This window comes from Trabulsiella odontotermitis (assembly GCF_001297775.1).
Lineage (GTDB): Bacteria > Pseudomonadota > Gammaproteobacteria > Enterobacterales > Enterobacteriaceae > Trabulsiella > Trabulsiella odontotermitis.
The window spans coordinates 110,903-134,948 of the sequence record NZ_LIFX01000014.1 but is presented as its reverse complement, the minus strand read 5'-3'; the positions used below and the strand labels follow the sequence as shown (position 1 = coordinate 134,948).

Annotated in this window: 21 protein-coding genes, 2 tRNA genes and 2 other RNA genes; 12 read left to right on the top strand and 13 right to left on the bottom strand. The window is 54.1% G+C overall.

Annotation, left to right across the window (positions count from 1 at the left end):
• Window positions 1–9: 9 nt before the first annotated feature.
• Window positions 10–1,110, bottom strand: a complete 1,101-nt coding sequence (chaA, locus tag AOY23_RS19070) for a sodium-potassium/proton antiporter ChaA (protein WP_054180854.1) — start codon at window positions 1,108–1,110, stop codon at window positions 10–12.
• 281 nt (window positions 1,111–1,391) lie between these two features.
• Between chaA and chaB the strand changes: the two genes are divergently transcribed.
• Window positions 1,392–1,622 (top strand): putative cation transport regulator ChaB, encoded by a 231-nt coding sequence (chaB, locus tag AOY23_RS19065; protein ID WP_054180853.1) that lies wholly within the window; start codon window positions 1,392–1,394, stop codon window positions 1,620–1,622.
• Window positions 1,623–1,771: 149 nt separating this feature from the next.
• On the top strand, window positions 1,772–2,452 hold the full coding sequence (locus tag AOY23_RS19060; protein ID WP_054180852.1) for a gamma-glutamylcyclotransferase: 681 nt from the start codon (window positions 1,772–1,774) through the stop codon (window positions 2,450–2,452).
• A 38-nt stretch (window positions 2,453–2,490) separates the two neighbouring features.
• On the opposite strand, the gene AOY23_RS19055 is transcribed toward AOY23_RS19060, so the two are convergent.
• The 3 genes from AOY23_RS19055 to AOY23_RS19045 all read right to left on the bottom strand — a co-directional run bounded on the left by AOY23_RS19055 (window position 2,491) and on the right by AOY23_RS19045 (window position 3,984).
• Window positions 2,491–2,736: a DUF1883 domain-containing protein gene (locus AOY23_RS19055; RefSeq protein WP_049850094.1), complete on the bottom strand. Its 246-nt coding sequence runs from the start codon at window positions 2,734–2,736 to the stop codon at window positions 2,491–2,493.
• 249 nt (window positions 2,737–2,985) lie between these two features.
• A complete protein-coding gene (locus AOY23_RS19050; protein ID WP_054180851.1) occupies window positions 2,986–3,336 on the bottom strand; it encodes a DsrE/DsrF/TusD sulfur relay family protein in 351 nt (116 codons plus the stop codon).
• 99 nt (window positions 3,337–3,435) lie between these two features.
• A complete protein-coding gene (locus AOY23_RS19045) occupies window positions 3,436–3,984 on the bottom strand; it encodes a YbhB/YbcL family Raf kinase inhibitor-like protein (RefSeq protein WP_152958642.1) in 549 nt (182 codons plus the stop codon).
• A gap of 171 nt (window positions 3,985–4,155) precedes the next feature.
• Between AOY23_RS19045 and AOY23_RS19040 the strand changes: the two genes are divergently transcribed.
• A complete protein-coding gene (locus AOY23_RS19040; RefSeq protein ID WP_072171058.1) occupies window positions 4,156–5,571 on the top strand; it encodes a YchO/YchP family invasin in 1,416 nt (471 codons plus the stop codon).
• Here AOY23_RS19040 and narL read toward each other — a convergent pair whose 3' ends face one another.
• Both narL and narX read right to left on the bottom strand, forming a co-directional pair.
• On the bottom strand, window positions 5,572–6,222 hold the full coding sequence (gene narL / locus AOY23_RS19035; protein ID WP_049850091.1) for a two-component system response regulator NarL: 651 nt from the start codon (window positions 6,220–6,222) through the stop codon (window positions 5,572–5,574).
• Window positions 6,215–8,011 (bottom strand): nitrate/nitrite two-component system sensor histidine kinase NarX, encoded by a 1,797-nt coding sequence (gene narX / locus AOY23_RS19030; RefSeq protein ID WP_054180849.1) that lies wholly within the window; start codon window positions 8,009–8,011, stop codon window positions 6,215–6,217. Before narX ends, narL begins: the two co-directional genes overlap by 8 nt.
• 312 nt (window positions 8,012–8,323) lie before the next feature.
• Between narX and AOY23_RS19025 the strand changes: the two genes are divergently transcribed.
• The 5 genes from AOY23_RS19025 to narI all read left to right on the top strand — a co-directional run bounded on the left by AOY23_RS19025 (window position 8,324) and on the right by narI (window position 16,765).
• On the top strand, window positions 8,324–9,715 hold the full coding sequence (locus AOY23_RS19025) for a NarK family nitrate/nitrite MFS transporter (protein WP_054180848.1): 1,392 nt from the start codon (window positions 8,324–8,326) through the stop codon (window positions 9,713–9,715).
• Window positions 9,716–10,105: 390 nt separating this feature from the next.
• Complete coding sequence (locus AOY23_RS19020) at window positions 10,106–13,849, top strand: nitrate reductase subunit alpha (protein ID WP_054180847.1); 3,744 nt, start codon at window positions 10,106–10,108, stop codon at window positions 13,847–13,849.
• Complete coding sequence (gene narH, locus AOY23_RS19015) at window positions 13,846–15,381, top strand: nitrate reductase subunit beta (RefSeq protein WP_054180846.1); 1,536 nt, start codon at window positions 13,846–13,848, stop codon at window positions 15,379–15,381. Before AOY23_RS19020 ends, narH begins: the two co-directional genes overlap by 4 nt.
• Complete coding sequence (gene narJ / locus AOY23_RS19010) at window positions 15,378–16,088, top strand: nitrate reductase molybdenum cofactor assembly chaperone (RefSeq protein ID WP_054180845.1); 711 nt, start codon at window positions 15,378–15,380, stop codon at window positions 16,086–16,088. The genes narH and narJ overlap by 4 nt, the downstream gene beginning before the upstream one ends.
• A complete protein-coding gene (gene narI / locus AOY23_RS19005) occupies window positions 16,088–16,765 on the top strand; it encodes a respiratory nitrate reductase subunit gamma (protein ID WP_054180844.1) in 678 nt (225 codons plus the stop codon). The genes narJ and narI overlap by 1 nt, the downstream gene beginning before the upstream one ends.
• 186 nt (window positions 16,766–16,951) lie before the next feature.
• Here the strand turns inward: narI and AOY23_RS19275 are convergent.
• The 6 genes from AOY23_RS19275 to AOY23_RS18985 all read right to left on the bottom strand — a co-directional run bounded on the left by AOY23_RS19275 (window position 16,952) and on the right by AOY23_RS18985 (window position 19,022).
• Window positions 16,952–17,084: non-coding RNA, RtT sRNA (locus AOY23_RS19275), on the bottom strand.
• Between the two features lie 46 nt (window positions 17,085–17,130).
• A tRNA-Tyr gene (locus AOY23_RS19000) sits at window positions 17,131–17,215 on the bottom strand.
• Between the two features lie 36 nt (window positions 17,216–17,251).
• A tRNA-Tyr gene (locus tag AOY23_RS18995) sits at window positions 17,252–17,336 on the bottom strand.
• Between the two features lie 24 nt (window positions 17,337–17,360).
• A non-coding RNA gene (locus AOY23_RS22095) (RtT sRNA) lies at window positions 17,361–17,506 on the bottom strand.
• Window positions 17,507–17,672: 166 nt separating this feature from the next.
• Entirely contained in the window at window positions 17,673–18,515 is an 843-nt protein-coding gene (gene purU, locus AOY23_RS18990; RefSeq protein WP_054180843.1) for a formyltetrahydrofolate deformylase, read from the bottom strand.
• A gap of 48 nt (window positions 18,516–18,563) precedes the next feature.
• On the bottom strand, window positions 18,564–19,022 hold the full coding sequence (locus AOY23_RS18985; RefSeq protein ID WP_054180842.1) for a YchJ family protein: 459 nt from the start codon (window positions 19,020–19,022) through the stop codon (window positions 18,564–18,566).
• 115 nt (window positions 19,023–19,137) lie between these two features.
• Between AOY23_RS18985 and rssA the strand changes: the two genes are divergently transcribed.
• The 3 genes from rssA (at window position 19,138) to galU (ending at window position 22,241) form a co-directional block, all read left to right on the top strand.
• A complete protein-coding gene (rssA, locus tag AOY23_RS18980; protein WP_054180841.1) occupies window positions 19,138–20,055 on the top strand; it encodes a patatin-like phospholipase RssA in 918 nt (305 codons plus the stop codon).
• A gap of 77 nt (window positions 20,056–20,132) precedes the next feature.
• Window positions 20,133–21,146 (top strand): two-component system response regulator RssB, encoded by a 1,014-nt coding sequence (gene rssB, locus AOY23_RS18975; RefSeq protein ID WP_054180840.1) that lies wholly within the window; start codon window positions 20,133–20,135, stop codon window positions 21,144–21,146.
• A 195-nt stretch (window positions 21,147–21,341) separates the two neighbouring features.
• On the top strand, window positions 21,342–22,241 hold the full coding sequence (gene galU / locus AOY23_RS18970) for a UTP--glucose-1-phosphate uridylyltransferase GalU (protein WP_054180839.1): 900 nt from the start codon (window positions 21,342–21,344) through the stop codon (window positions 22,239–22,241).
• Window positions 22,242–22,411: 170 nt separating this feature from the next.
• On the opposite strand, the gene hns is transcribed toward galU, so the two are convergent.
• Complete coding sequence (hns, locus tag AOY23_RS18965; protein WP_038153833.1) at window positions 22,412–22,825, bottom strand: histone-like nucleoid-structuring protein H-NS; 414 nt, start codon at window positions 22,823–22,825, stop codon at window positions 22,412–22,414.
• A 567-nt stretch (window positions 22,826–23,392) separates the two neighbouring features.
• Between hns and tdk the strand changes: the two genes are divergently transcribed.
• A complete protein-coding gene (tdk, locus tag AOY23_RS18960) occupies window positions 23,393–24,034 on the top strand; it encodes a thymidine kinase (RefSeq protein ID WP_054180838.1) in 642 nt (213 codons plus the stop codon).
• The last annotated feature ends 12 nt before the right edge of the window (window positions 24,035–24,046 follow it).

The following is a 24,046-nucleotide window of genomic DNA, read 5'->3' as shown; positions in this document are numbered from 1 at the left end:
CTGCGTTCGTTACGCAAATATCGTCATCAGGTAAGCGATAAACAGCGCCAGATGCGCCGCGCCGTTCAGCACATTGGTGCGGCCGGTGGAAAACGATATCTGGCACAACACCAGCGACGCCACCATCACAATCATCTCCGGCGCGCCCAGCGCAAAGTGGAGGTCGTTGCCGGTCATGAAAGCGATGATCGTCACCACCGGCACCGTCAGCGAAATGGTCGCCAGCACAGAGCCGAAGAAAAGATTCATTGCCCGCTGTACCTGATTGTTCAGCACCGCTTTCAGCGCCCCCAACCCTTCCGGGGAGAGGATCAACAGCGCCACCAGGAAGCCAGTAAAAGCCACAGGCGCGTTCATGCTGGTCAGCAGCGCTTCCAGAGGACTGGCATTCATTTTAGTGACCGCAATGACCGCGACCAGATGGACAATCAGCCAGGCGGTATGCCACAGATTGCCGTGGGCCGACGGTTTACCGTGATGCGGATCGTCGTCGTCGCTGTCGTCTTCATGCTCATAAACAAACAGGTTCTGATGCGTTTTGGTCTGGATGAGCAGGAAAACGCCATACATCCCGGCAGATATCGCGGCGACCAGCAGGGACTGGCCAATGCTGAAATCGCCACCCGGCAGCGCCATCGGAAACACCAGCACAATAATGGCCAGCGGGAAAAGGGCAATCAGATACTGTTTGATGCCAAACAGATTCATATATTGCGTGGCGAATTTACGCCCGCCGAGCAGCAGTGAAAAACCGACCAGACCGCCGGTAACAATCATAATGATGGAATAGAGTGTGTCGCGCATCAGGGTTGGCGCGGCATCGCCGGTCGCCATTAATGCGGAAATCAGGCTGACTTCCAGAATCACGACGGAAAGGCTTAAAATCAGTGAACCATAAGGTTCGCCAAGGCGGTGTGCCAGAACGTCGGCATGGCGCACGACGCTGAATGCGCTGCTTAAGATACCGACCAGCGCCAGAAGGTTAATCCCGATGATCACTGGCAGTGACTGACTGCTTCCGAGAAACAGCAGCACTACCAGCGCCAGCACCGGGAAAATGAGCGACGTCTCCTTGTGGCGGGTCTTTACCGCCTCATGTGCATGGGTCATGAACCATCTCCATTAATGCAGGTGTTTTGCTAAATTGATCTAATTATAGATGACGTAAGCCGCTAAAATAACAGACTTTCTTTCAGATTCATTGCGATTTTACTCAAATTTACCCGTCATCGTTTATTAAACGTCACGCACAGCATATTTTCTTATTCTGTTTAATTTAGGTTTAGATTACAGAGAATTATCTCAATCTTAAATTTAGCAACCTTTCTCCCTGGAAATGAAAGGGAATTTGTCCCAGGCTTAATATTCCCTTATCACACCTGGAGATGACCATGCCATATAAAAGCAAAAGCGCTTTGCCGGACAGCGTAAAACATGTTCTGCCGTCTCACGCGCAGGATATTTATAAAGAGGCGTTCAATAGCGCCTGGGAACAGTACAAGGACAAGTCCGAACGGCGGGACGACGCCAGCCGCGAGGAAACCGCGCACAAGGTGGCGTGGGCCGCGGTGAAGCATGACTATCAAAAAGGGGATGACGATAAATGGCATAAAAAGAAATAAATATCACAAAATCTTATTTTATCTTTTATTGCCTTGCCACCGTACCGTTAATTGTTTATCTTCATCAAATGCTGGATAATAATTCAGCAACACGCCGGGATGGCGAAATAAAGATGTTGCAGGGAAGCAGGCAGTGGTGGAGGTTAAAATTGTTAACACGTGATTTCTTAATGAAAGCCGATTGTAAAACGGCTTTTGGTTCTATTGAGGAATCGCTACTCTGGTCATCAGAACAACGTGCAGCGTCATTAGCTGCAACGTTGGCCTGTCGACCAGATGATGGCCCGGTATGGATATTTGGTTACGGTTCATTAATGTGGAACCCGGCGCTGGATTTTACGGAATCCTGTACCGGCACGCTGGTGGGCTGGCACCGTGCATTTTGTCTGCGTCTGACCGCCGGGCGGGGTACCGCCTGTCAGCCTGGTCGGATGCTGGCGCTGAAAGAGGGCGGGCGCACCACCGGTGTGGCTTATCGCCTGCCTGAAGCTACCCTCGAAGACGAACTCACGCTGCTGTGGAAGCGTGAGATGATCACCGGCTGCTATTTACCCAGCTGGTGCAAGCTGACGCTTGATGATGGTCGTACGGTTAACGCGCTGGTGTTCATTATGGATCCCCGCCATCCGCTGTATGAATCAGACACCAGCGTGCAGGTGATCGCGCCGTTGATTGCCGCCGCCAGCGGTCCGCTCGGCACCAACGCGCAGTATCTTTTCTCACTCGATCAGGAACTGCGTAAACTCGGGATGTGCGATAACAGCCTGGATGAACTGGTGGAAAGAGTGCGGAATCTGTTGGGTGGCGAAACGCTGCCACAGTTTGTCTGACGTGTATAGCAGGGCGGGCATGAAACCCGCCCCGATCATTATGCCGGAACGTAGCTAATGGAGTGTTCCAGCGACTGGCTGTGGCTGTCGATCAGCACGTTCCATGTACCGCTGTAGGGTACTGTCAGGAAAGCATTCTCGCGGTTTTGCACGCTCAGAATGTCTGTTTGTGTTTCACTGGCGCGATTTTTTGCGCTCATCAAATGAATATGGCAACGCTCCGAGCAGCGTACCACCACTGTATCCCCACCAAATAACGTCAAACTTGCTTTTACCAGCGCCATTATTCTACCCCGTTGAATGAAGCTTAGTGCTCCCTGCCACCGACTCCTGAGCGTGATGTTGTTCACATTTCGCTCTCTGCATAACACCAAAGGGGGAGGTCTGAGATGATGATTTTGATCAAATAATGCCGTAAAGATTAAACATTAATGACAATCCACCTGAAAGCATTCAGCTGACGTCTGCTTTCGTCGAAAAAAGCGCGTCAGCTGAAAATATAATGCGGGAAATACGCCAGCACGCAGCAAAAATTAAAACGTCAGCACCTTGTCAGCGGCCAGTGTCCACTGCGCCAGTTCAACCAGCGTGCCGATCTCAACGCCGTCAATCAGCGGCAACGTGGTGATGCCGCGCCCGTCGGTGCAGGTCTTGCACAGTTTGACCGGTACGTTCTGCGCGGTGAGGATCTCCAGCATCTGCTGAATGTTATAGCCTTCGGCGGGTTTCTGACCGCGCAGCCCGGCGGTGACAGCATCCGACATCAGAAACAGTTTCAGATCCAGCGCCTCCTGTTCGCGTAACGCGATAGCCAGACGCAGGCTGTTGAAAAGCGATTCGCTACCGTAAGCGGCGCCGTTAGCGATAATCACAATACGTTGCATGATGACTCCTGTTCAACACGGTGTGTGGTCCCGCAATGCTACAGCGCCGCCAGGCTGATGCCAAACGGTAAGAGGCCACACCATGATCTGCGACAGAGACTATTGCCCGAAGCGGCCAATCAGCCCGGTCGCCGCCAGCGTGTTCCCTTTCACTTTGTCAAACAGTTGTTCGCGCGTCAGCCCCGCTGGCAGGGAGGGCGGCAGAGAGGTGGCGATCAGCGTAAAGGTGTAGTGGTGTGCGCCGCTGCCTGGCGGCGGGCAGGGACCATACCAGCGATCGGTACCGGGAGTGTTTTTGCCGCCAGTAAACCCTTTGCCGTCGCGCAGGGCATTTTCGGCAAACCCGGCGGCGGAGGGGACGATGTTATAGGCCACCAGATGGGTCACGCCGAGGCCTTTCGCGCCTTCGGGATCGTGAACCACTAACACCAGACTTTGCGTTTGCGCGGGCAGATTACTCCACACCAGCGCGGGAGAGATATTTTCCCCGGTACAGTTCGCGTTCTGGCTGTTGTTCCCAGCGAACTTTTTGTCCATCAGGCCGTTATCGGCAAAGGCGGGGGATTGCAGCTGAAAGAGTTCACTGGCCTGTGATGCAACGCTCCACAGCAGCGTGCTCGCCAGCGCGGTGTAAAGGATGGGTTTCATCATGCAGTCTCATTAAGGAAGTTATGGATTAACTGTAGTTGCCGCATCGCCAGAAAGGTGGAAAAAATCCTGGAATTTGGCCGGTGGTCGAATCCGGGTGAGGATCACGCTACACTAACCTTTCAGTTTTGTCCGATAACACCGTCCCATTGCTTTTTATTAACTAACGTGATGCCTCTTTTATTCCGCCGTGCCACCCCGCTGTTGTTATCACTCTTGCTGCTGGCAGGAGGTGTTGCGGGTGCGCCATCGTCCTTTATGCAGCAGGCGGAAAACCCGTTCGATAATAACCAGGATAACCTCCCCGATCTCGGTCTTACCCCCGTGCAGGATGACAGCGCCCGACATCTGGCGGAAATGGCCAAAGACTTTGGCGAGGCCAGCATGGAAGATAACGGCCTGAAGACCGACGAGCAGGCGAAAGTGTTTGCCCTCGACAAGTTGCGCACCGAAGTGAGCGGCCAGGTGAATCAGCAACTGGAAACGCTGCTGTCGCCGTGGGGGAATGCCAGCGTGGCCCTGACGGTGGATGACGACGGCGGTTTTAGCGGCAGTCGTGGTAACTGGTTTGTGCCGTTGCAGGACACTAACCGTTATCTGACCTGGAGCCAGGTCGGCGTCGCACAGCAGGATGATGGGCTGGTCAGCAACGCGGGGATCGGCCAACGCTGGATAGCGGGCGACTGGCTACTGGGCTACAACACGTTTTATGACCGTCAGCTTGATGAAAACCTGGCGCGCGGCGGTTTTGGCGCCGAGGCGTGGGGCGAGTATTTGCGACTGTCGGCCAACTATTATCAACCGTTCAACGACTGGAGCGTACGTAGTGACACCCAGTCGGAGCGGATGGCGCGCGGGTATGATCTCACCGCTCAGGCGCGTCTGCCGTTTTATCAGCACATCAACACCAGCGTCAGTCTTGAGCAATATTACGGCGACAGCGTCGATCTCTTCCATAGTGGTACCGGCTACCACAACCCGATGGCCGTGTCGCTGGGCGTCAATTATACGCCTGTGCCGCTGGTGACCATTAGCGCGCTGCACAAGCAGGGCGAGAGCGGTGTCAGTCAGAACAACCTGGGCATGAAGCTCAATTACCGCTTTGGCGTGCCGTTAAAAAAACAGCTGCAGGCCAGCGAAGTGGCGGCGGCGACCTCGCTGCGCGGCAGTCGGTATGACAGCCCGGAGCGCAGCGATTTGCCGGTAATGGAGTATCGTCAGCGGAAAACGTTGTCGGTATTTCTGGCGACGCCGCCGTGGGATTTGCAGCCGGGAGAAGCGGTGCAACTGAAACTACAGGTGCGCAGCCTGCATGGCATCAGGGCGCTGCACTGGCAGGGTGATACGCAGGCGCTAAGCCTGACGCCGCCAATTGACAGCGGAAGCGCCGACGGCTGGACGGTGATTATTCCTGCCTGGGACTACAGCGAAGGGGCAAGCAATAAGTGGCATCTGTCAGTGGTGGTGGAAGACAAGAAAGGTCAGCGAGTCTCATCCAATGAGATCACGCTGTCATCGACCGAACCGCTGACGGTATTTCCCGACAGCAGCAGTCCGCCCGCCTGGCAATCACAGCCGCTGGAATGATCAGAAGATGCGCTCCTGGTGAACCCAGACTGCGGCTTCCACGCGAGATTTCAGTTTCATTTTTTTCAGCATATGCTTAACGTGGACTTTCACTGTGCTCTCGGTGATATCGAGGCGGCGGGCGATCATCTTGTTGGGCAGCCCCTGGGCGATAAGCTTGAGGATATCGCGCTCGCGCGGGGTCAACTGGCTGACGTCGCGATCAGACGTCGCGCGATTGGCGCGCAGACTGGCAGCCAGAACCGGCGTCAGCGCTTCGCTTAACACCATCTCACCGGCAGCGGCCTGTTGCAGCGCTTTCAGCAGATCTTCCGGCTCCATATCTTTCAGCAGATAACCGTCTGCGCCGCGCTTCAGGGCGGTCACCACATCTTCTTCATGATTCGACACGCTGAACACCACCACGCGGCCGGATAACGTTCTTTCACGCAGTTTGTCGAGGGTTTCCAGACCGTTCATGCCGGGCATATTGAGGTCGAGAAGGATCAGATCAGGATCGAGCGACTCAGCAAGCTCAATGCCCTGATCTCCGTTGCTGGCTTCGCCAACAACCTGAATATCCGGCGCCATGCTGATGAGTTGTTTTACGCCGGTGCGTAGCATCGGGTGATCGTCTATTAACAGGATGGTTGCCCGTTCCTGATTACTCATAGGTATCTCCTTGTTGTAACGAGAGAGATTTTTCGGGAATAAAGGTCACGACAACTTCTGTTCCACCGTTGTCGCGTCGACGCACCTGGCAATCGCCTCGCAGGCTTTGCGCGCGATCCCGCATGATGATTAAACCGTAATGGTTGCTGCGTTCGGCGTGATCCGGTACGCCGCAGCCGTTATCTTCCACGATCAGTTTTACCTGATGTTCTTGCTGATAGACGGTCACTTTTACTTCGGTTGCCTGCGCATGTTTCAGGGCGTTGCTCAACGCCTCGCGCACGATTTGCAGTACGTGGATCGCCTGATGCGACGGCACATAACGCGGCGGTAGCTGGTAATCCAGCTGTACATTGAAACCAAAATGCGCACTGTACTCAATGCAGCTGGCTTCCAGCGCAGGGCGAAGCCCCGGCTCGGTCAACTGCAGGCGGAAGGTGGTCAGCAGCTCGCGTAACTGCGCCCAGGAGGTGTTCAGTTCATTGCGGATCTGCGCCAGCAGATCACGGCTCTCGGGCGGCAGCGCTTCGCCCCGCATCTGCAGGCAGCTCACCTGCATTTTCATACAGGATAACGACTGGGCGATCGAATCATGCAGTTCGCGGGCGATGGTGGCGCGCTCTTCCATGACGATCAGTTGTTGCTGTTTCTCCTGATGCCAGTCCAGCGCCAGCGTTGAGGTCAGTTGTTCAACCAGTGTATCGACCAGTTGCTGCTGATCGTGACTCATGTGGCAGCCCGTCGGCAGCGTCGCCAGCAGAATGCCGTACTGATTATGCGCATCGGCCAGCCGCCATTTCAGCGTGCTGCCTCCCCGGGAGACCGACGGCAGGTCGCGAGGGCAGAGATAGCAGCCTTTTTCATCGCAGCTGTTTTCAGAGTGGCAGGTAAATTCCTGATGATTCTCTTCGTCTTCGGTGTCGTACACGCGAACTTCGATGTCCTGCAGCAGCGTTAGCCCCTGAAGATCGCTCAGCACTGGCGAGATACGTTCGCAGAGCGGAATGCCAGAGTGAAGGCGGCGGTTGGACTGCCAGAGGAATGCCAGAATTTCGTTTTTCTGCTCCAGCCGCGCGGTTTTTTCCTGTACGCGTTGCTCAAGCACCGCATAGCTTTCCGCCAGCTCTTCGGACATGTTATTCAGCGCCATGCCGAGCGTCGCCATTTCGTTACGCCCGCTGATGCGCGCGCGTTGGGTAAAATCGCGCTGACTTACCGCCCGCGCCATGCGCAGCAGCTGTTGCCAGGGATGCATCAGCCGGGCACGCAGCCAGACGATGGTGAAAATCAGCAGCAGCACCATGACCAGCACCATCCAGCGCATGGTTGATACGACGCTGGTGATCCGCTCTTCGGTGGTATGGTCAAAGGCATACACCAGTTGGTCGATGCGGTTGACAAAGCTGGCGACATCGCCCGCGACGGTCGCCTGGTTCTCCGCTTTTTTCATGCCGGGGGCCAGCTCGCCCTGCCAATATTTTTGCAGGGCAGTCAGTTGCGGTACCTGCCCGTCGCGGATGGCAGCCTGTTCCAGCTCAGGGCTAAAAACAGTGGCTTCCATGTTATCCAGTAAGATCTGATCTTCGGCGGTCAGCGGAATGGATGCCAGCAGGCGATAGCTCTGCATGCGCAGCGATCCCGCTTTGTTGATGGCATGTGCGCTGCCCTGGACGCCGTGGACCAGACGGGCGGAAATCGTCATGCCTGTCACCCCAATCAGGGTGGACAGCAGGACGATCAGCACCAGTTGATTCACCAGCGTGAGCGGTGTAAAACGACGTTTATGCATTGGGCGGTCTGGCTCCTGAGCCGGGGTGTTATCCCGGACTTGTGCTATTGTCCGGTATCCCCCGGAGTATACCCACACCCAAAAAGGATTACCTCTTAATTGCCGCCAGTGGGTGATTCGGAGGGAGAAAGATGTCCGCTGGCATCAGTCGCGTGAAAAACCACACTTTTTTAAGAGTATTTTACTACTCACTAAGGATAACAGGCATTTTCTGCCGCTCCTGGCGCCCACTTTTCCTTTGATTTATATCAACTTACCAGCCCCTGGAAAAACTCAATGTTGCACCGTTGATATTCATAATCAGAGGTGTCTATGAGTCACTCTTCCGTTGAGGAGAAGGCAAGCAGTGCGGTCATTACTGACTGGCGTCCTGAAGATCCTGCATTCTGGCAGCAGAAAGGGCATCGCATTGCGAGTCGAAATCTGTGGATTTCCGTACCCTGCCTGTTACTGGCGTTTTGTGTATGGATGTTGTTCAGCGCTGTGGCAGTTAATCTCAATAAAGTCGGCTTCCGGTTTACGACCGATCAGCTGTTTATGCTGACAGCACTACCGGCGCTCTCCGGTGCGCTGTTGCGTGTGCCTTACGCCTTTATGGTTCCGGTATTTGGCGGTCGTCGCTGGACGGCGTTCAGTACCGGCATCATGATCGTTCCCTGCGTGTGGTTAGGTTTTGCGGTGCAGGATCCCTCAACGCCGTTCAGCACCTTTGTCATTATCTCTTTGCTGTGTGGTTTTGCTGGCGCCAATTTCGCCTCCAGCATGGCCAACATCAGCTTCTTCTTTCCGAAGCAGAAACAGGGCGGGGCGCTGGGGATTAACGGCGGTCTCGGCAACATGGGCGTGAGCGTGATGCAACTGGTTGCGCCGCTGGTGGTCTCTCTTTCGGTGTTTGCCTTCTTTGGCAGCAGCGGGGCGGCACAACCGGACGGCTCCATGTTGTATCTCGAAAATGCTGCCTGGATCTGGGTGCCGTTGCTGGTGATTTTCACCCTCGCGGCCTGGTTTGGCATGAACGATCTGGCGGCGTCGAAAGCGTCGCTGAGCGAACAACTGCCGGTACTTAAACGGGGTCATCTGTGGATCATGAGCCTGTTATATCTGGCAACGTTCGGCTCGTTTATCGGCTTCTCCGCAGGCTTTGCGATGCTGGCGAAAACGCAGTTCCCGGATGTACAGATCCTGCATTATGCCTTCTTCGGTCCGTTTATTGGCGCGCTGGCGCGTTCAACTGGCGGCGCCATCTCTGATCGCCTCGGGGGGACCCGCGTCACACTGGTGAACTTTGTGGTGATGGCCATCTTCTGTGCGCTGTTGTTCCTGACGCTGCCGACGCACGGAGAGGGCGGTAACTTCCTCGCCTTCTTCGCGGTCTTTATGGTGCTGTTCCTGACGGCCGGTCTGGGGAGTGCGTCCACCTTCCAGATGATCTCGCTGATTTTCCGCAAGATAACCATGGAGCGTGTGAAAGCGCAGGGCGGTACCGAAGAAAGAGCGATGCGTGAAGCCGCGACCGACACCGCCGCCGCGCTGGGCTTTATCTCGGCCATTGGCGCTATCGGCGGCTTTTTTATTCCGAAAGCCTTCGGTGCCTCGCTGGATCTCACTGGTTCTCCGGCGGGCGCCATGAAAGTGTTCCTCGTGTTCTATATTGCCTGTGTGGTGATCACCTGGGCGGTATACGGGCGTAAAACAAAAAAATAAAGTGACTTCTTGATTATCCTGGCGCGGGCAACCGCGCCTTTTTTTATACCCTATTTAGTTACAACATACTAATGAACTGGCGATGCTGTCAGATCTGTGACATCGGTAACACAATGTTCTGACAGGGACGCGATCTACCCCTTAATACCCAGGAGAAGATCAGGAAAAGCAAACAGCAAGCACTTATTACATAAACTCTTTATAAATCAGTGCATTGAAAAATAAAAATGCCTACCACTCAGGGAGTATCTGTCATTTTCAGGCCCTTTGTTAACGCAAACCGCCTTGATCGTTATCAATTCCTCCCATCTTTCAGGACGTTACTTTCGCTGCAATTTAAGCAATGTCGATTGACCAGAGAGCCACCAGGCTCCTTACAGGAGAAACCCGATGAGTAAATTCCTGGACCGGTTTCGCTACTTCAAGCAGAAGGGCGAAATCTTTGCCGACGGGCACGGCCAGCTTCTTAACACCAACCGGGACTGGGAGGATGGATACCGTCAGCGCTGGCAGCATGACAAAGTGGTTCGCTCCACGCACGGCGTAAACTGCACCGGCTCCTGTAGCTGGAAGATTTTCGTTAAAAACGGTCTGGTGACCTGGGAAATGCAGCAGACTGACTATCCGCGTACCCGTCCGGATATGCCAAACCACGAGCCGCGTGGCTGCCCTCGTGGTGCCAGTTACTCCTGGTATCTGTACAGCGCCAATCGCCTGAAATATCCCCTGATGCGTAAACGCCTGATGAAGATGTGGCGTGAAGCAAAAGCGCAACACAGTGATCCGGTGAATGCCTGGGCTTCTATCATCGAAGACGCGGACAAAGCCAAAAGCTTCAAGCAGGCGCGTGGCCGCGGTGGTTTCGTGCGTTCCTCCTGGCAGGAAGTCAATGAACTGATTGCCGCGTCTAACGTCTATACCGTGAAAACCTACGGCCCGGATCGTGTCGCGGGCTTCTCGCCGATCCCGGCGATGTCGATGGTTTCTTACGCCTCCGGTGCGCGCTACCTGTCGCTGATTGGCGGCACCTGCCTGAGCTTCTATGACTGGTACTGCGACCTGCCGCCAGCGTCGCCGCAGACCTGGGGCGAACAGACCGACGTGCCGGAATCGGCCGACTGGTACAACTCCAGCTACATCATTGCCTGGGGCTCTAACGTTCCGCAGACCCGTACCCCGGATGCGCACTTCTTTACCGAAGTTCGCTACAAAGGCACCAAAACCGTAGCGATTACCCCGGACTACGCGGAAATCGCCAAGCTCTGCGATCTGTGGCTGGCACCGAAGCAGGGTACCGATGCAGCAATGGCAATGGCGATGGGTCACGTCATGCTGCGCGAATTCCATCTCGATAAACCCAGCCAGTATTTCACCGACTACGTGCGTCGCTATACCGATATGCCGATGCTGGTAATGCTCGAAGAACGTGACGGTTTCTATGCGCCGGGTCGCACGCTGCGTGCCGCTGACCTCGTCGATGCGCTGGGTCAGGAGAAAAATCCGCAGTGGAAAACAGTCGCTTTTGATGAATCCGGCAGTCTGACCGCGCCGAACGGCTCTATTGGTTTCCGTTGGGGCGATAAAGGCAAATGGAACCTCGAACAGCGTGACGGTAACACCGGTGAAGACATCCAGTTGCGCTTAAGCCTGCTCGGCAGCCATGATGATATCGCCAGCGTCGGTTTCCCGTATTTCGGCGGTGACGGCACTGAGCACTTCAACAGTGTCGAGCTGGAAAACATCCTGCTGCATAAACTGCCGGTGAAACGCGTACCACTAGCTGACGGCTCTACCGCGCTGGTGACCACCGTTTACGATCTGACGATGGCAAATTACGGTCTTGATCGCGGTCTGGACGACGAAAACTGCGCTAGCGGTTATGACGATATCAAAGCGTATACGCCAGCGTGGGCCGAGCAGATCACCGGCGTGCCGCGCGCGCATATCATCCGCACCGCCCGCGAATTTGCTGATAACGCCGATAAGACACACGGTCGCTCGATGATCATCGTTGGCGCCGGTCTGAATCACTGGTATCACCTCGATATGAACTATCGCGGGCTTATCAATATGCTGATCTTCTGCGGCTGCGTAGGTCAGAGTGGTGGCGGCTGGGCGCATTACGTGGGTCAGGAAAAACTGCGTCCGCAGACCGGCTGGCAGCCGCTGGCCTTTGCCCTCGACTGGCAGCGTCCGGCACGTCACATGAACAGTACCTCCTACTTTTATAACCACTCCAGCCAGTGGCGTTATGAAACGTTAACCGCGCAGGAATTGCTGTCGCCGCTGGCGGATAAATCCCGTTACAGCGGTAACCTGATCGACTTCAACGTGCGTGCCGAACGCATGGGCTGGCTGCCGTCGGCGCCGCAGCTCGGGACTAACCCGCTGCGCATCGCCGCTGAGGCGGAAAAAGCGGGCATGACGCCGGTGGATTACACCGTGAAATCCCTGAAAGAAGGCACTATCCGTTTTGCTGCTGAGCAACCGGAAAACGGCAAAAACCATCCGCGCAACCTGTTTATCTGGCGTTCGAACCTGCTGGGCTCATCCGGCAAGGGCCACGAATATATGCTGAAATACCTGCTCGGCACTGAGAACGGTATTCAGGGTGTCGATCTCGGTCAGCAGGGCGCTGCGAAGCCGGAAGAGGTGGAGTGGGTGGATAACGGGCTCGACGGCAAGCTGGATCTGGTGGTGACGCTGGACTTCCGCCTGTCGAGCACTTGCCTCTATTCCGACATCGTGCTGCCGACTGCGACCTGGTACGAAAAAGACGACATGAATACCTCGGACATGCATCCGTTTATTCATCCGCTCTCCGCAGCCGTCGATCCGGCGTGGGAGTCGAAGAGCGACTGGGAGATCTACAAAGACATCGCGAAAGCATTCTCAACAGTTTGCGTCGGGCATCTGGGTAAAGAAACTGACGTAGTGACGCTGCCGATTCAGCACGATTCTGCCGCTGAACTGGCGCAACCGCTGGATGTGAAAGACTGGAAGAAGGGTGAGTGCGACCTGATCCCGGGCAAAACTGCACCGCATATCATGGTCGTTGAGCGTGATTACCCGGCGACCTGGGAGCGCTTTACCTCAATCGGCCCGTTGATGGAGAAAATCGGCAACGGCGGTAAAGGGATTGCGTGGAACACCCAGAGTGAAATGGATCTGCTTCGTAAGCTTAATTACACCAAAGCCGACGGCCCGGCTAAAGGCCAGCCGATGCTCAATACGGCGATTGACGCGGCGGAAATGATCCTCACCCTGGCGCCGGAAACCAACGGTCACGTGGCAGTGAAAGCCTGGGCGGCGCTGAGTGAATTTACCGGTCGCGACCATACTCATCTGGCAACGAATAAAGAAGAAGAGAAAATTCGCTTCCGCGATATTCAGGCACAGCCGCGCAAAATCATCTCCAGCCCGACCTGGTCAGGGCTGGAAGACGAGCACGTCTCCTATAACGCCGGTTACACCAACGTTCACGAACTGATCCCATGGCGTACGCTGTCTGGCCGCCAGCAGTTGTATCAGGATCACCAGTGGATGCGTGACTTTGGCGAAAGCCTGCTGGTGTACCGTCCGCCGATCGACACCCGCTCGGTGAAAGTGGTGATGGGTCAGAAATCCAACGGCAATCCTGAGAAAGCACTGAACTTCCTGACGCCGCACCAGAAGTGGGGGATCCACTCCACCTACAGCGACAACCTGTTGATGCTGACGTTGTCACGCGGCGGCCCGATCGTCTGGATGAGTGAAGCTGACGCTAAAGATCTGGGAATTGAGGATAACGACTGGATCGAAGTGTTCAACAGCAACGGCGCATTAACCGCCCGTGCGGTGGTCAGTCAGCGTGTTCCGGCCGGGATGACCATGATGTATCACGCACAGGAACGCATCGTGAACCTGCCGGGATCAGAAATCACCGGTCAGCGTGGCGGGATCCACAACTCCGTCACCCGCATCAGTCCGAAACCGACGCATATGATCGGCGGCTATGCCCAACTGGCTTACGGCTTTAACTACTACGGCACCGTAGGATCTAACCGCGATGAGTTCGTGGTGGTACGTAAGATGAAGAACATTAACTGGTTAGACGGCGAAGGTAATGACCAGGTACAGGAGAGCGTAAAATGAAAATTCGTTCACAAGTCGGCATGGTGCTGAATCTCGACAAATGCATCGGTTGCCACACCTGCTCAGTCACCTGTAAAAACGTCTGGACCAGCCGTGAAGGCATGGAATACGCCTGGTTCAACAACGTAGAAAGTAAGCCGGGCACCGGCTTCCCGAACGACTGGGAAAATCAGGAGAAATGGAAGGGTGGCTGGATCCGTAAAATCAACGGCAAGCTACAGCCGCGAATGGGTAACCGGGCGATGCTGCTGGGTAAAATCTTCGCCAACCCCCATCTGCCGGGCATTGAAGATTATTACGAACCGTTTGATTACGACTACCAGAACCTGCATACCGCACCGGAAAGCAAGCACCAGCCGATTGCCCGTCCTCGTTCACTGATCACCGGTCAACGCATGGACAAGATCACCAGTGGTCCGAACTGGGAAGAGATCCTGGGCGGCGAGTTCGAAAAACGCGCCAAAGACCAGAACTTCGAAAACATGCAGAAGGCGATGTACGGCCAGTTCGAAAACACTTTCATGATGTACCTGCCGCGCCTGTGCGAACACTGCCTTAACCCGGCCTGTGTCGCCACCTGCCCGAGCGGTGCCATCTACAAGCGTGAAGAAGATGGCATTGTGCTGATCGACCAGGACAAGTGCCGCGGCTGGCGCATGTGTATTACCGGCTGCCCGTACAAAAAAATCTACTTCAACTGGAAGAGCGGTAAATCGGAGAAGTGCATTTTCTGCTATCCGCGCATCGAAGCGGGTATGCCGACCGTGTGTTCCGAGAGCTGTGTCGGGCGTATCCGTTACCTCGGCGTGCTGCTCTACGACGCGGACGCGATTGAAAATGCGGCCAGCACCGAAAACGAGAAAGACCTGTATCAGCGCCAGCTGGAGGTGTTCCTCGACCCGAACGATCCGCTGGTGATTGCGCAGGCACTGGAAGACGGCATCCCGCAGAGCGTGATCGACGCGGCGCAACAGTCGCCTGTTTACAAAATGGCGATGGACTGGAAGCTGGCGTTACCGCTGCACCCGGAATACCGCACGTTGCCGATGGTCTGGTACGTGCCGCCATTGTCACCGATTCAGTCTGCCGCCGATGCGGGTGAACTGAGCAGCAACGGCATTCTGCCGGATGTTGAAAGCCTGCGTATTCCGGTGCAATACCTGGCGAATCTGTTGACTGCGGGTGACACTCAGCCGGTACTGCGGGCGCTGAAACGCATGCTGGCAATGCGTCATTTCAAACGTGCAGAAACCGTTGACGGTATCAGCGATACCCGCGCGCTGGAAGAGGTCGGCCTGAGTGAAGCGCAGGCGCAGGAAATGTACCGTTACCTGGCGATCGCCAATTACGAAGATCGCTTTGTGGTACCGAGCAGCCATCGTGAACTGGCGCGTGACGCCTTCCCGGAAAAAAGCGGTTGTGGGTTCAGCTTTGGCGATGGTTGCCACGGATCTGATACCAAATTCAACCTGTTCAACAGCCGCCGCATTGATGCCATCGATGTGACCAGCAAAACGGAGTCGCACCAATGATTGAACTCGTCATTGTCGCACGACTGCTCGAATACCCGGATGCTGCCCTGTGGCAGCATCAGCAGGAGCTTTTCGAAGCACTTGCGTCGTCAGAAAAACTGCAAAAAGCGGAATCGCAAAAACTGGCTGTTTTCCTGCGCGATCTGACCACTCAGGATTTACTGGATGCACAGGCAGCCTACAGCGAGTTGTTTGATCGCGGTCGCGCCACCTCGTTGCTGCTGTTTGAACACGTTCACGGCGAATCCCGCGATCGGGGCCAGGCGATGGTTGACCTGATGGCGCAGTACGAGCAGCACGGTCTGCAACTTGACAGCCGCGAACTGCCGGACCATCTGCCGCTTTATCTGGAATATCTGGGGCAACTGCCTGAGCGTGAGGCTATTGGCGGTCTGCAGGATATTGCGCCGATTCTGGCGCTGCTGAGTGCGCGGCTGACTCAGCGTGACAGCCGCTATGCAGTGTTGTTCGACGTACTGCTGACGCTGGCCAGTACCGACATCGACAGCGATAAAGTGGCAGAGAAAATCGCCACGGAAGCGCGTGACGATACCCCGCAGGCGTTAGATGCCGTCTGGGAAGAAGAGCAGGTGAAATTCTTCGCCGATCAGGGTTGTGGCGAGTCTGAAATCTCTGCACATCAGCGTCGTTTTGCTGGCGCCGTCGCCCCGCAATATCTGGAAATCTCTAACGGAGGGCAGCACTAATGTCATTCCTTAATATGTTCTTTTTCGACATTTATCCCTACATCGCGGGCACGGTTTTCCTGGTGGGGAGCTGGCTGCGCTATGACTATGGGCAGTACAGCTGGCGCGCGTCCTCCAGCCAGATGCTGGATCGCAAGGGCATGAATATGGCGTCCAACCTGTTTCACTTCGGGATCCTGGGGATTTTCGCCGGACACTTCCTGGGGATGCTGACGCCACACTGGATGTATGAAGCGTTCTTACCCATCGATGTAAAACAGAAAATGGCGATGATCGCGGGCGGCGCCTGCGGCGTGATGACGCTGGTTGGCGGTCTGATGCTACTGAAACGCCGATTGTTCAGCCCGCGAGTTCGCGCTACCACAACAACGGCGGATATCCTGATCCTCTCTCTGCTGATGATACAGTGCGCGCTGGGCCTGCTGACAATCCCGTTCTCGGCGCAGCATATGGATGGCAGTGAGATGATGAAGCTGGTTGGTTGGGCGCAATCCGTAGTGACCTTCCACGGCGGTGCGTCTGCCCATCTCGAAGGGGTGGCGTTTGTGTTCCGTGTACATCTGGTGCTGGGAATGACGCTGTTTGTACTGTTCCCGTTCTCGCGCCTGGTGCATATCTGGAGTGCGCCAGTGGAATATCTGACGCGCAAATACCAGATTGTTCGCGCGCGACGCTAACACGCCTCGAGTGCCACTGAACCCTGCTTCGGCAGGGTTTTTTTATGGCTGTTTGCCGGGTGGCGGCTACGCCTTACCCGGCCTACAATTCGTGGCGGTGTGTTTGTAGCTCGTAGGCCCGGTAAGTGAAACGCCACCAGGGAAAACAGGGCCGCAAAAGCCGGATAAGAATTTATTGAGAAGTGATGGTGGTGGGGGAAGGATTATTCGGAGCTAAAGCTCCTCACCCTTCGGGTCGTTGCCGTTGGCAACGCTCTCTCGCTTTCGCTCGAGTCGAACCTCAGTCGAAGCTTCTCATCCTTCCCCGCAATGGCGGAACATAAAGCAACAGTGCTATTCGTGGAGATGATGCTACAGAAGAGTGATGGTGGTGGGGGAAGGATTCGAACCTTCGAAGTCGATGACGGCAGATTTACAGTCTGCTCCCTTTGGCCGCTCGGGAACCCCACCAGGGGTAATTCATATTGTAGGAATGGCGTTTGGAGATGGTGGTGGGGGAAGGATTCGAACCTTCGAAGTCGATGACGGCAGATTTACAGTCTGCTCCCTTTGGCCGCTCGGGAACCCCACCACGGGGTAATTCATTGTATGGTATTTCGATATCGGGAAGGATTATTCGGAGCTAAAGCTCCTCACCCTTCGGGCCGTTGCCTGGGGCAACGTTCTCTCGCTATCGCTCGAGTCGAACCTTGAAGTCGATGACGACAAATTTACCGTCAACTCCCTCTGGCCGCTCGGGAACCCCACCACGGGGTATTGCTTAATACTGGCCCGCTCCCGTTTCGGGAAGCGGGGCGCATCATATCAAATGATGCGCCGCTGTAAAGCCTTCCTTCGATAAAAACGAACTGTTTGCCTGCTTTTTATGCGTAACGATGCAAAGCTAATCAGTTCATTTCGCAGAGGATTACAGAATGATCGTCCGGTTACCGTAAACGAATACGCGTTGTGCCAGTACCTGATACAACGCACGGCTGAGAACGTTCTTCTCTACATCGCGTCCGGCGCGCATCATATCGTCGCCCGTGTAGGTGTGATCCACATGAATCACGTCCTGCATAATGATCGGGCCTTCGTCCAGATTATCGTTAACGTAATGGGCGGTCGCGCCGATAATCTTAACACCACGCTCGTATGCCTGATGATAAGGACGCGCGCCGATAAAGGCGGGTAAGAACGAATGGTGAATATTGATGATTTTGTTCGGGAAGCGCGCCACGAAATCAGGCGTCAGAACGCGCATATATTTCGCCAGCACGACGTAGTCAGGTTGGTGCGCTTCGATGGCGGTCGCCATCAGATTGTCGTGATCTTCGCGCGACAGTCCTTCGTGGCTGACCAGCTCAAACGGAACGTCAAAACGTTCGACCAGCGGACGCAGCGTGTCGTGGTTACCAATGACGGCGGCGATTTCCACATCCAGACCGCCATAGTTGGCTTTCATTAACAGATCGCCAAGGCAGTGAGCCTCTTTGGTCACCAGAATCACAATACGACGGCGACCGGCCGGGTTCAGTTCGCGCACGGAGCCTTCCGGTAAGGCGCTGTCGAGATCAGCAAGCAGCGTGACGTCGTTAAAAATGCCTTCCAGCTCGGTACGCATGAAAAAGCGCCCCGTACGGTGATCAACAAACTCATTGTTCTGCACGATGTTCAGCTCGTGCTTGTAGCAAATGTTGGTGATGCGAGCGATAAGCCCTTTCTGATCGGGGCAAATGGTACGGAGAACTTTACGTTGTAATGAATGCATTGCCGGGGAAATCCTGTTGACGGTGTTTGCTGTATGTTGACGGCGGCGTTACTGGCCGCAGCACTTTTTAAATTTTTTACCCGAACCGCAAGGGCAGGGATCGTTACGGCCAATCAATGGACGAGTACCATCAATATAATACCATTGACCGTTTTCTTTTAAGAATCTTGAACGCTCGATAATGGCTCCCGTCTTATTGTGTTCACGAAAGCGGGCGACGAAACTGACAAAGCCTTCATTTTCATGGTTTCCCGGCTCTGTCGCGAAAACAGTAAGACCCAGCCATTCGGTGCCGGTGAATCCGTGTTCGATGTCGCCGCGGAAATGGGCCGCCTGACAGGAGGGATGCCAGGTTTTTAGCAAATAATCGACATCTTTCATGACAAAAGCAGTGTAACGGGATCGCATAAGTTGTGACGGATCTGGCGCAAGCTGAGCACCAGACAGATAACGCTGGCAACATAGGCTATACTCGAGAGCGCTGCCGCAGGGGCATAGTGGTGACAAAGTTGCCTCCCTGGAACACCAAAAAAGAACGGCGCAGTTGCGCCAGGTAGCACTATGTTAACTGAGCAGTGGCAATGTGGCTACGCCTGAGACAGGAGGATGACCACCGGTAACAATGAGAAAGGTGAAAATTGGTCTGGCGCTGGGATCGGGCGCCGCACGAGGTTGGTCGCATATCGGTGTGATTAAAGCCCTGCAAAAAATGGGCATTGAAATAGACATTGTCGCAGGCTGCTCTATCGGTTCTCTGGTGGGCGCAGCTTTTGCCTGTAACCGCCTGGACTCGCTGGAAAAGTGGGTCTGTTCATTCAGCTACTGGGATGTGCTGCGTCTGATGGATCTCTCCTGGCGACGCGGCGGTCTGCTCCGTGGCGAGCGCGTATTTTCCCAGTACCGTCAAGTGATGCCCTGTGAGCGAATTGACGATTGCGAACGTCGTTTTGCTGCGGTGGCGACCAATCTGAGCACCGGACGTGAACTCTGGTTTACGGAAGGTGACCTGCATCTTGCTGTTCGTGCCTCCTGCAGTATTCCCGGGTTGATGTCGCCGGTGATGCATAACGGCTACTGGCTGGTGGACGGCGGCGTGGTTAATCCGGTTCCGGTATCGCTGACGCGCGCGCTGGGGGCGGATATCGTTATTGCGGTCGACCTTCAGCATGACGCGCATCTGATGCAACAGGATTTGCTGTCGGTCAGTGCGCCGGATGATATCAGTGATGATGACGATCTCACGTGGCACGGGCGCCTCCGGGCGCGGATGGGCCGAATGAACTCCCGACGTTCCGTTCCGACACCGACGGCGATGGAGATCATGACGACCTCGATACAAGTTCTGGAAAACCGGTTAAAACGAAATCGAATGGCGGGCGATCCGCCAGATATCTTGTTGCAACCTCTATGTCCGCAAATCTCCACACTCGATTTTCATCGGGCCGCATCGGCTATTGCCGCCGGGCAGCTCGCTGTCGAGAAAAAGATGGATGAACTGCTGCCGCTCGTGCGCACGGACACGCAACAACGAATTTTTTGACTACTTCAGCAAAATCTGACAGGCGATACTGCGGATAGCATGCCACTATTTACGTATCGTCAGCCAGGGGAGATACCATGACGCAGCCATTGGCGGGAAAACAGATTCTGATTGTCGAAGACGAACCCGTTTTCCGCACTCTATTAAATTCATGGCTTTCGTCTCTGGGCGCTTCGACGGTCCTGGCAGAGGATGGCGTGGATGCACTGGAGAAGATGGCACACCATAAGCCTGATCTGATGATCTGTGATATCGCCATGCCGCGGATGAATGGTCTGGCACTGATCGAGCATCTGCGCAACGAAGGCGACCAGATGCCCATTCTGGTTATCTCGGCGACCGAAAATATGGCGGATATCGCCAGAGCGTTACGGCTGGGCGTTCAGGACGTTCTGCTCAAGCCGGTCAAAGATTTTGACCGGTTAAAGGAGACCGTCTTTGCCTGCCTTTATCCGAATATGTTTAATTCCCGGGTCGAAGAGGAAGAGCGGCTTTTTGATGACTGGGACGCATTAACCAGTAATCCCCATGCGGCCGCTAAATTGCTGCAGGAATTGCAGCCGCCGGTTCAGCAGGAAATATCTCATTGTCGCATAAATTACCGCCAGCTCGTTTCGGCGGATAAACCAGGACTGGTGCTTGATATTGCACCTTTATCTGACCATGATCTCGCCTTTTATTGTCTTGACGTTACGCGAGCGGGTGATAATGGCGTCCTTGCCGCTTTATTATTACGCGCGCTTTTTAATGGATTGTTGCAGGAGCAACTCTCACATCAACGACAGCGTTTACCTGAAATGGGAAGTTTACTAAAACAGGTCAACCAGTTGCTCCGTCAGGCCAATTTACCCGGCCAGTTTCCTTTGCTGGTGGGCTATTATCATAGTGGACTGAAAAATTTGATCCTCGTGTCAGCCGGACTGAATGGAACATTGAATACCGGCGAGCATCAAATACAGATCAGTAACGGTGTTCCGCTTGGCACTTTAGGTAATGCTTACCTTAACCAAATTAGTCAGCGCTGTGTTTCGTGGCAATGTCAAATTTGGGGGGCCGGTGGTCGATTACGCTTAATGTTGACTGCGGAATGAGCAATCAGCGCGCAAACGACAGATAGCTTTTCCCGCTTATCTGGCGCGGTGATACTATCCATGCAGTTATGCGTATAAATCCTAATTCAAGGTTAGCGCGTCCTTTTCAGACCCGGCTTGCATGACGGTACTGATATACTCAACGCGTTATTAATAACGAGCACGTTCAAAGTTTGAACAGTTCAGGAGATTTCAATGGCTGCCCTAAATTCAAAAGTCAGAAAAGCCGTCATCCCGGTTGCGGGGTTAGGTACCAGGATGCTACCAGCGACCAAGGCTATTCCGAAGGAAATGCTGCCACTGGTGGATAAACCATTAATTCAGTACGTTGTTAATGAATGCATTGCAGCTGGTATTACTGAAATTGTACTGGTTACGCACTCGTCCAAAAACTCTATCGAAAACCATTTTGATACCAGTTTTGAACTTGAAGCGATGCTGGAAAAACGCGTTAAACGCCAGCTGCTTGAAGAAGTTCAGTCTATTTGCCCACCGCACGTCACTATTATGCAGGTTCGTCAGGGGCTGGCGAAAGGCCTGGGCCACGCCGTGCTGTGTGCGCATCCGGTTGTCGGCGATGAGCCGGTTGCTGTGATTCTGCCGGACGTTATTCTCGATGAATATGAATCCGATCTTTCCCGCGACAACCTCGCTGAGATGATTGCCCGCTTTAACGAAACGGGTGCCAGCCAGATCATGGTAGAGCCGGTTGACGATGTTACCGCATACGGCGTTGTGGACTGCAAAGGGCAGGCGCTGGCCCCGGGTGAGAGCGTACCGATGGTCGGTGTGGTTGAAAAGCCGAAAGCCGATGTCGCGCCGTCTAACCTTGCTGTTGTTGGCCGTTATGTCCTGAGCGCAGAGATTTGGCCGCTGCTGGCAAAAACCCCGCCGGGAGCAGGTGATGAAATTCAGCTGACCGACGCCATTGATATGCTTATCGAGAAAGAAACCGTTGAAGCCTATCATATGAAAGGGAAAAGCCACGACTGCGGTAATAAACTCGGATATATGCAGGCATTCGTGGAATATGGCATTCGCCACCATGACTTCGGCGACGAGTTTAAACAATGGCTGGGCAAGGCTATTAGCTAACTGAGCGATAGCTTCACCCGCTAAAACCGGGGGTAAACGCCAGAGACTGTGCGGTTATCCCCGGTTTTTTTATTGCCTGTCAGTCATCAATACGACGCTTTTTTTACTGGCTGAAAAAGATTCAGGCAAAAAAAATCCCGCCGGGGCGGGATTTATTAAGAATGAGAAAATCAGTCTTTGATCAGGAAATCGTCCAGAGATTTACCCTGCTCATCCATGGCTTTTTTGATAACTGCCGGGGTACGACCCTGGCCAGTCCATGTTTTGGTTTCGCCGTTTTCGTCAACGTAGCTATATTTAGCCGGACGAGCTGCGCGTTTTGCTTTAGTTCCAGATTTAGCTGCTGCCATGCTGTTCAGCAGTTCGTTTGGATCAATACCGTCAGCAATCAGCATTTCACGATATTGTTGCAACTTACGAGTGCGCTCTTCGATTTCTGCCGCAGCAGCGCTTTCTTCTTCACGGCGCTCATTAACGACAACTTCTAATTTTTCCAGCATCTCTTCCAGCGTTTCAAGGGTGCATTCTCTTGCCTGCGCACGAAGAGTACGGATGTTGTTCAGAATTTTAAGTGCTTCGCTCATTGTAGTAATCTCAAACTTATATTGTGGGGTGGTTTGTTGAGCTAATAATAGAGCGATAAATTCAGATGTGCAATAGGGGACAATGTAAGGAATTCAAAATTACCTGATATTTTTCTCTGTTATTAATTAACGGAAGATAAATTTACGCGTTGGCTCACAACATTCGCTGTTATTGCTATCAGGGGAAAGGTGAGGGCTCCCACAGGCAAACTCTGATGTTTACGCACTGAAACCCGGCGGAATTAGCGGGGTGCGGATAAATATCAGCCTTAAGTATTAGAGAAATGACTTATCGATAACCCGCTTATGCTTATTAGAATCCGAATCATCACCGTATGAAACCAGCGTTAAATGCTTTTCTGGATTGTAGTGGGATGCTATCGACTATAACGCCAGGTTAAATCCCTTGTAGATAGAGTGTTATTAGTGATTAGTGTTACAGAATGTTTGTTAAAACCAGTCACTTACCCTGATAAAGAACCGTTTGACGCATTGGCGCTGTCACCTGAGTGGAATATGATACAATTTGCAGCGTGATATAACACTTTGATCGGGGTTACGGCGCCAATGGCACAACTTTATTTTTACTATTCGGCAATGAATGCCGGTAAATCGACCGCGTTGCTACAGTCTTCCTACAATTACCAGGAGCGTGGGATGCGGACGCTGGTATATACAGCGGAAATTGATGACCGTTTTGGCGCGGGCAAAGTCAGTTCGAGAATAGGGCTGTCGTCTCCGGCAAAGCTCTTTAATCAGCAGTCCGCGCTGTTTACTGAGATCAGCGAAGAGCATGCGCGTGAGCGAATCAACTGCGTATTAGTCGATGAAAGCCAGTTTCTGACGCGTCAGCAGGTCTATGAGCTCTCCGAGGTGGTGGATACGCTGGATATCCCGGTATTGTGCTACGGTCTGCGTACGGACTTCCGTGGCGAGCTATTTACCGGCAGCCAGTATTTGCTCGCCTGGTCAGATAAGCTGGTTGAACTGAAAACCATCTGTTTCTGCGGCCGTAAGGCCAGCATGGTATTGCGCCTCGATCAGGCAGGGCGTCCGTTTAATGAGGGCGAGCAGGTGGTCATTGGCGGCAATGAACGCTATGTCTCCGTCTGCCGCAAACACTATAAAGAAGCGCTTGCTGAAGGCTCTCTGACCCGTATTCAGGAACAGCACCGGTTATCCCGCCCGGGTATGGAACAGGGCGACTGAGGCGTTCAGGGC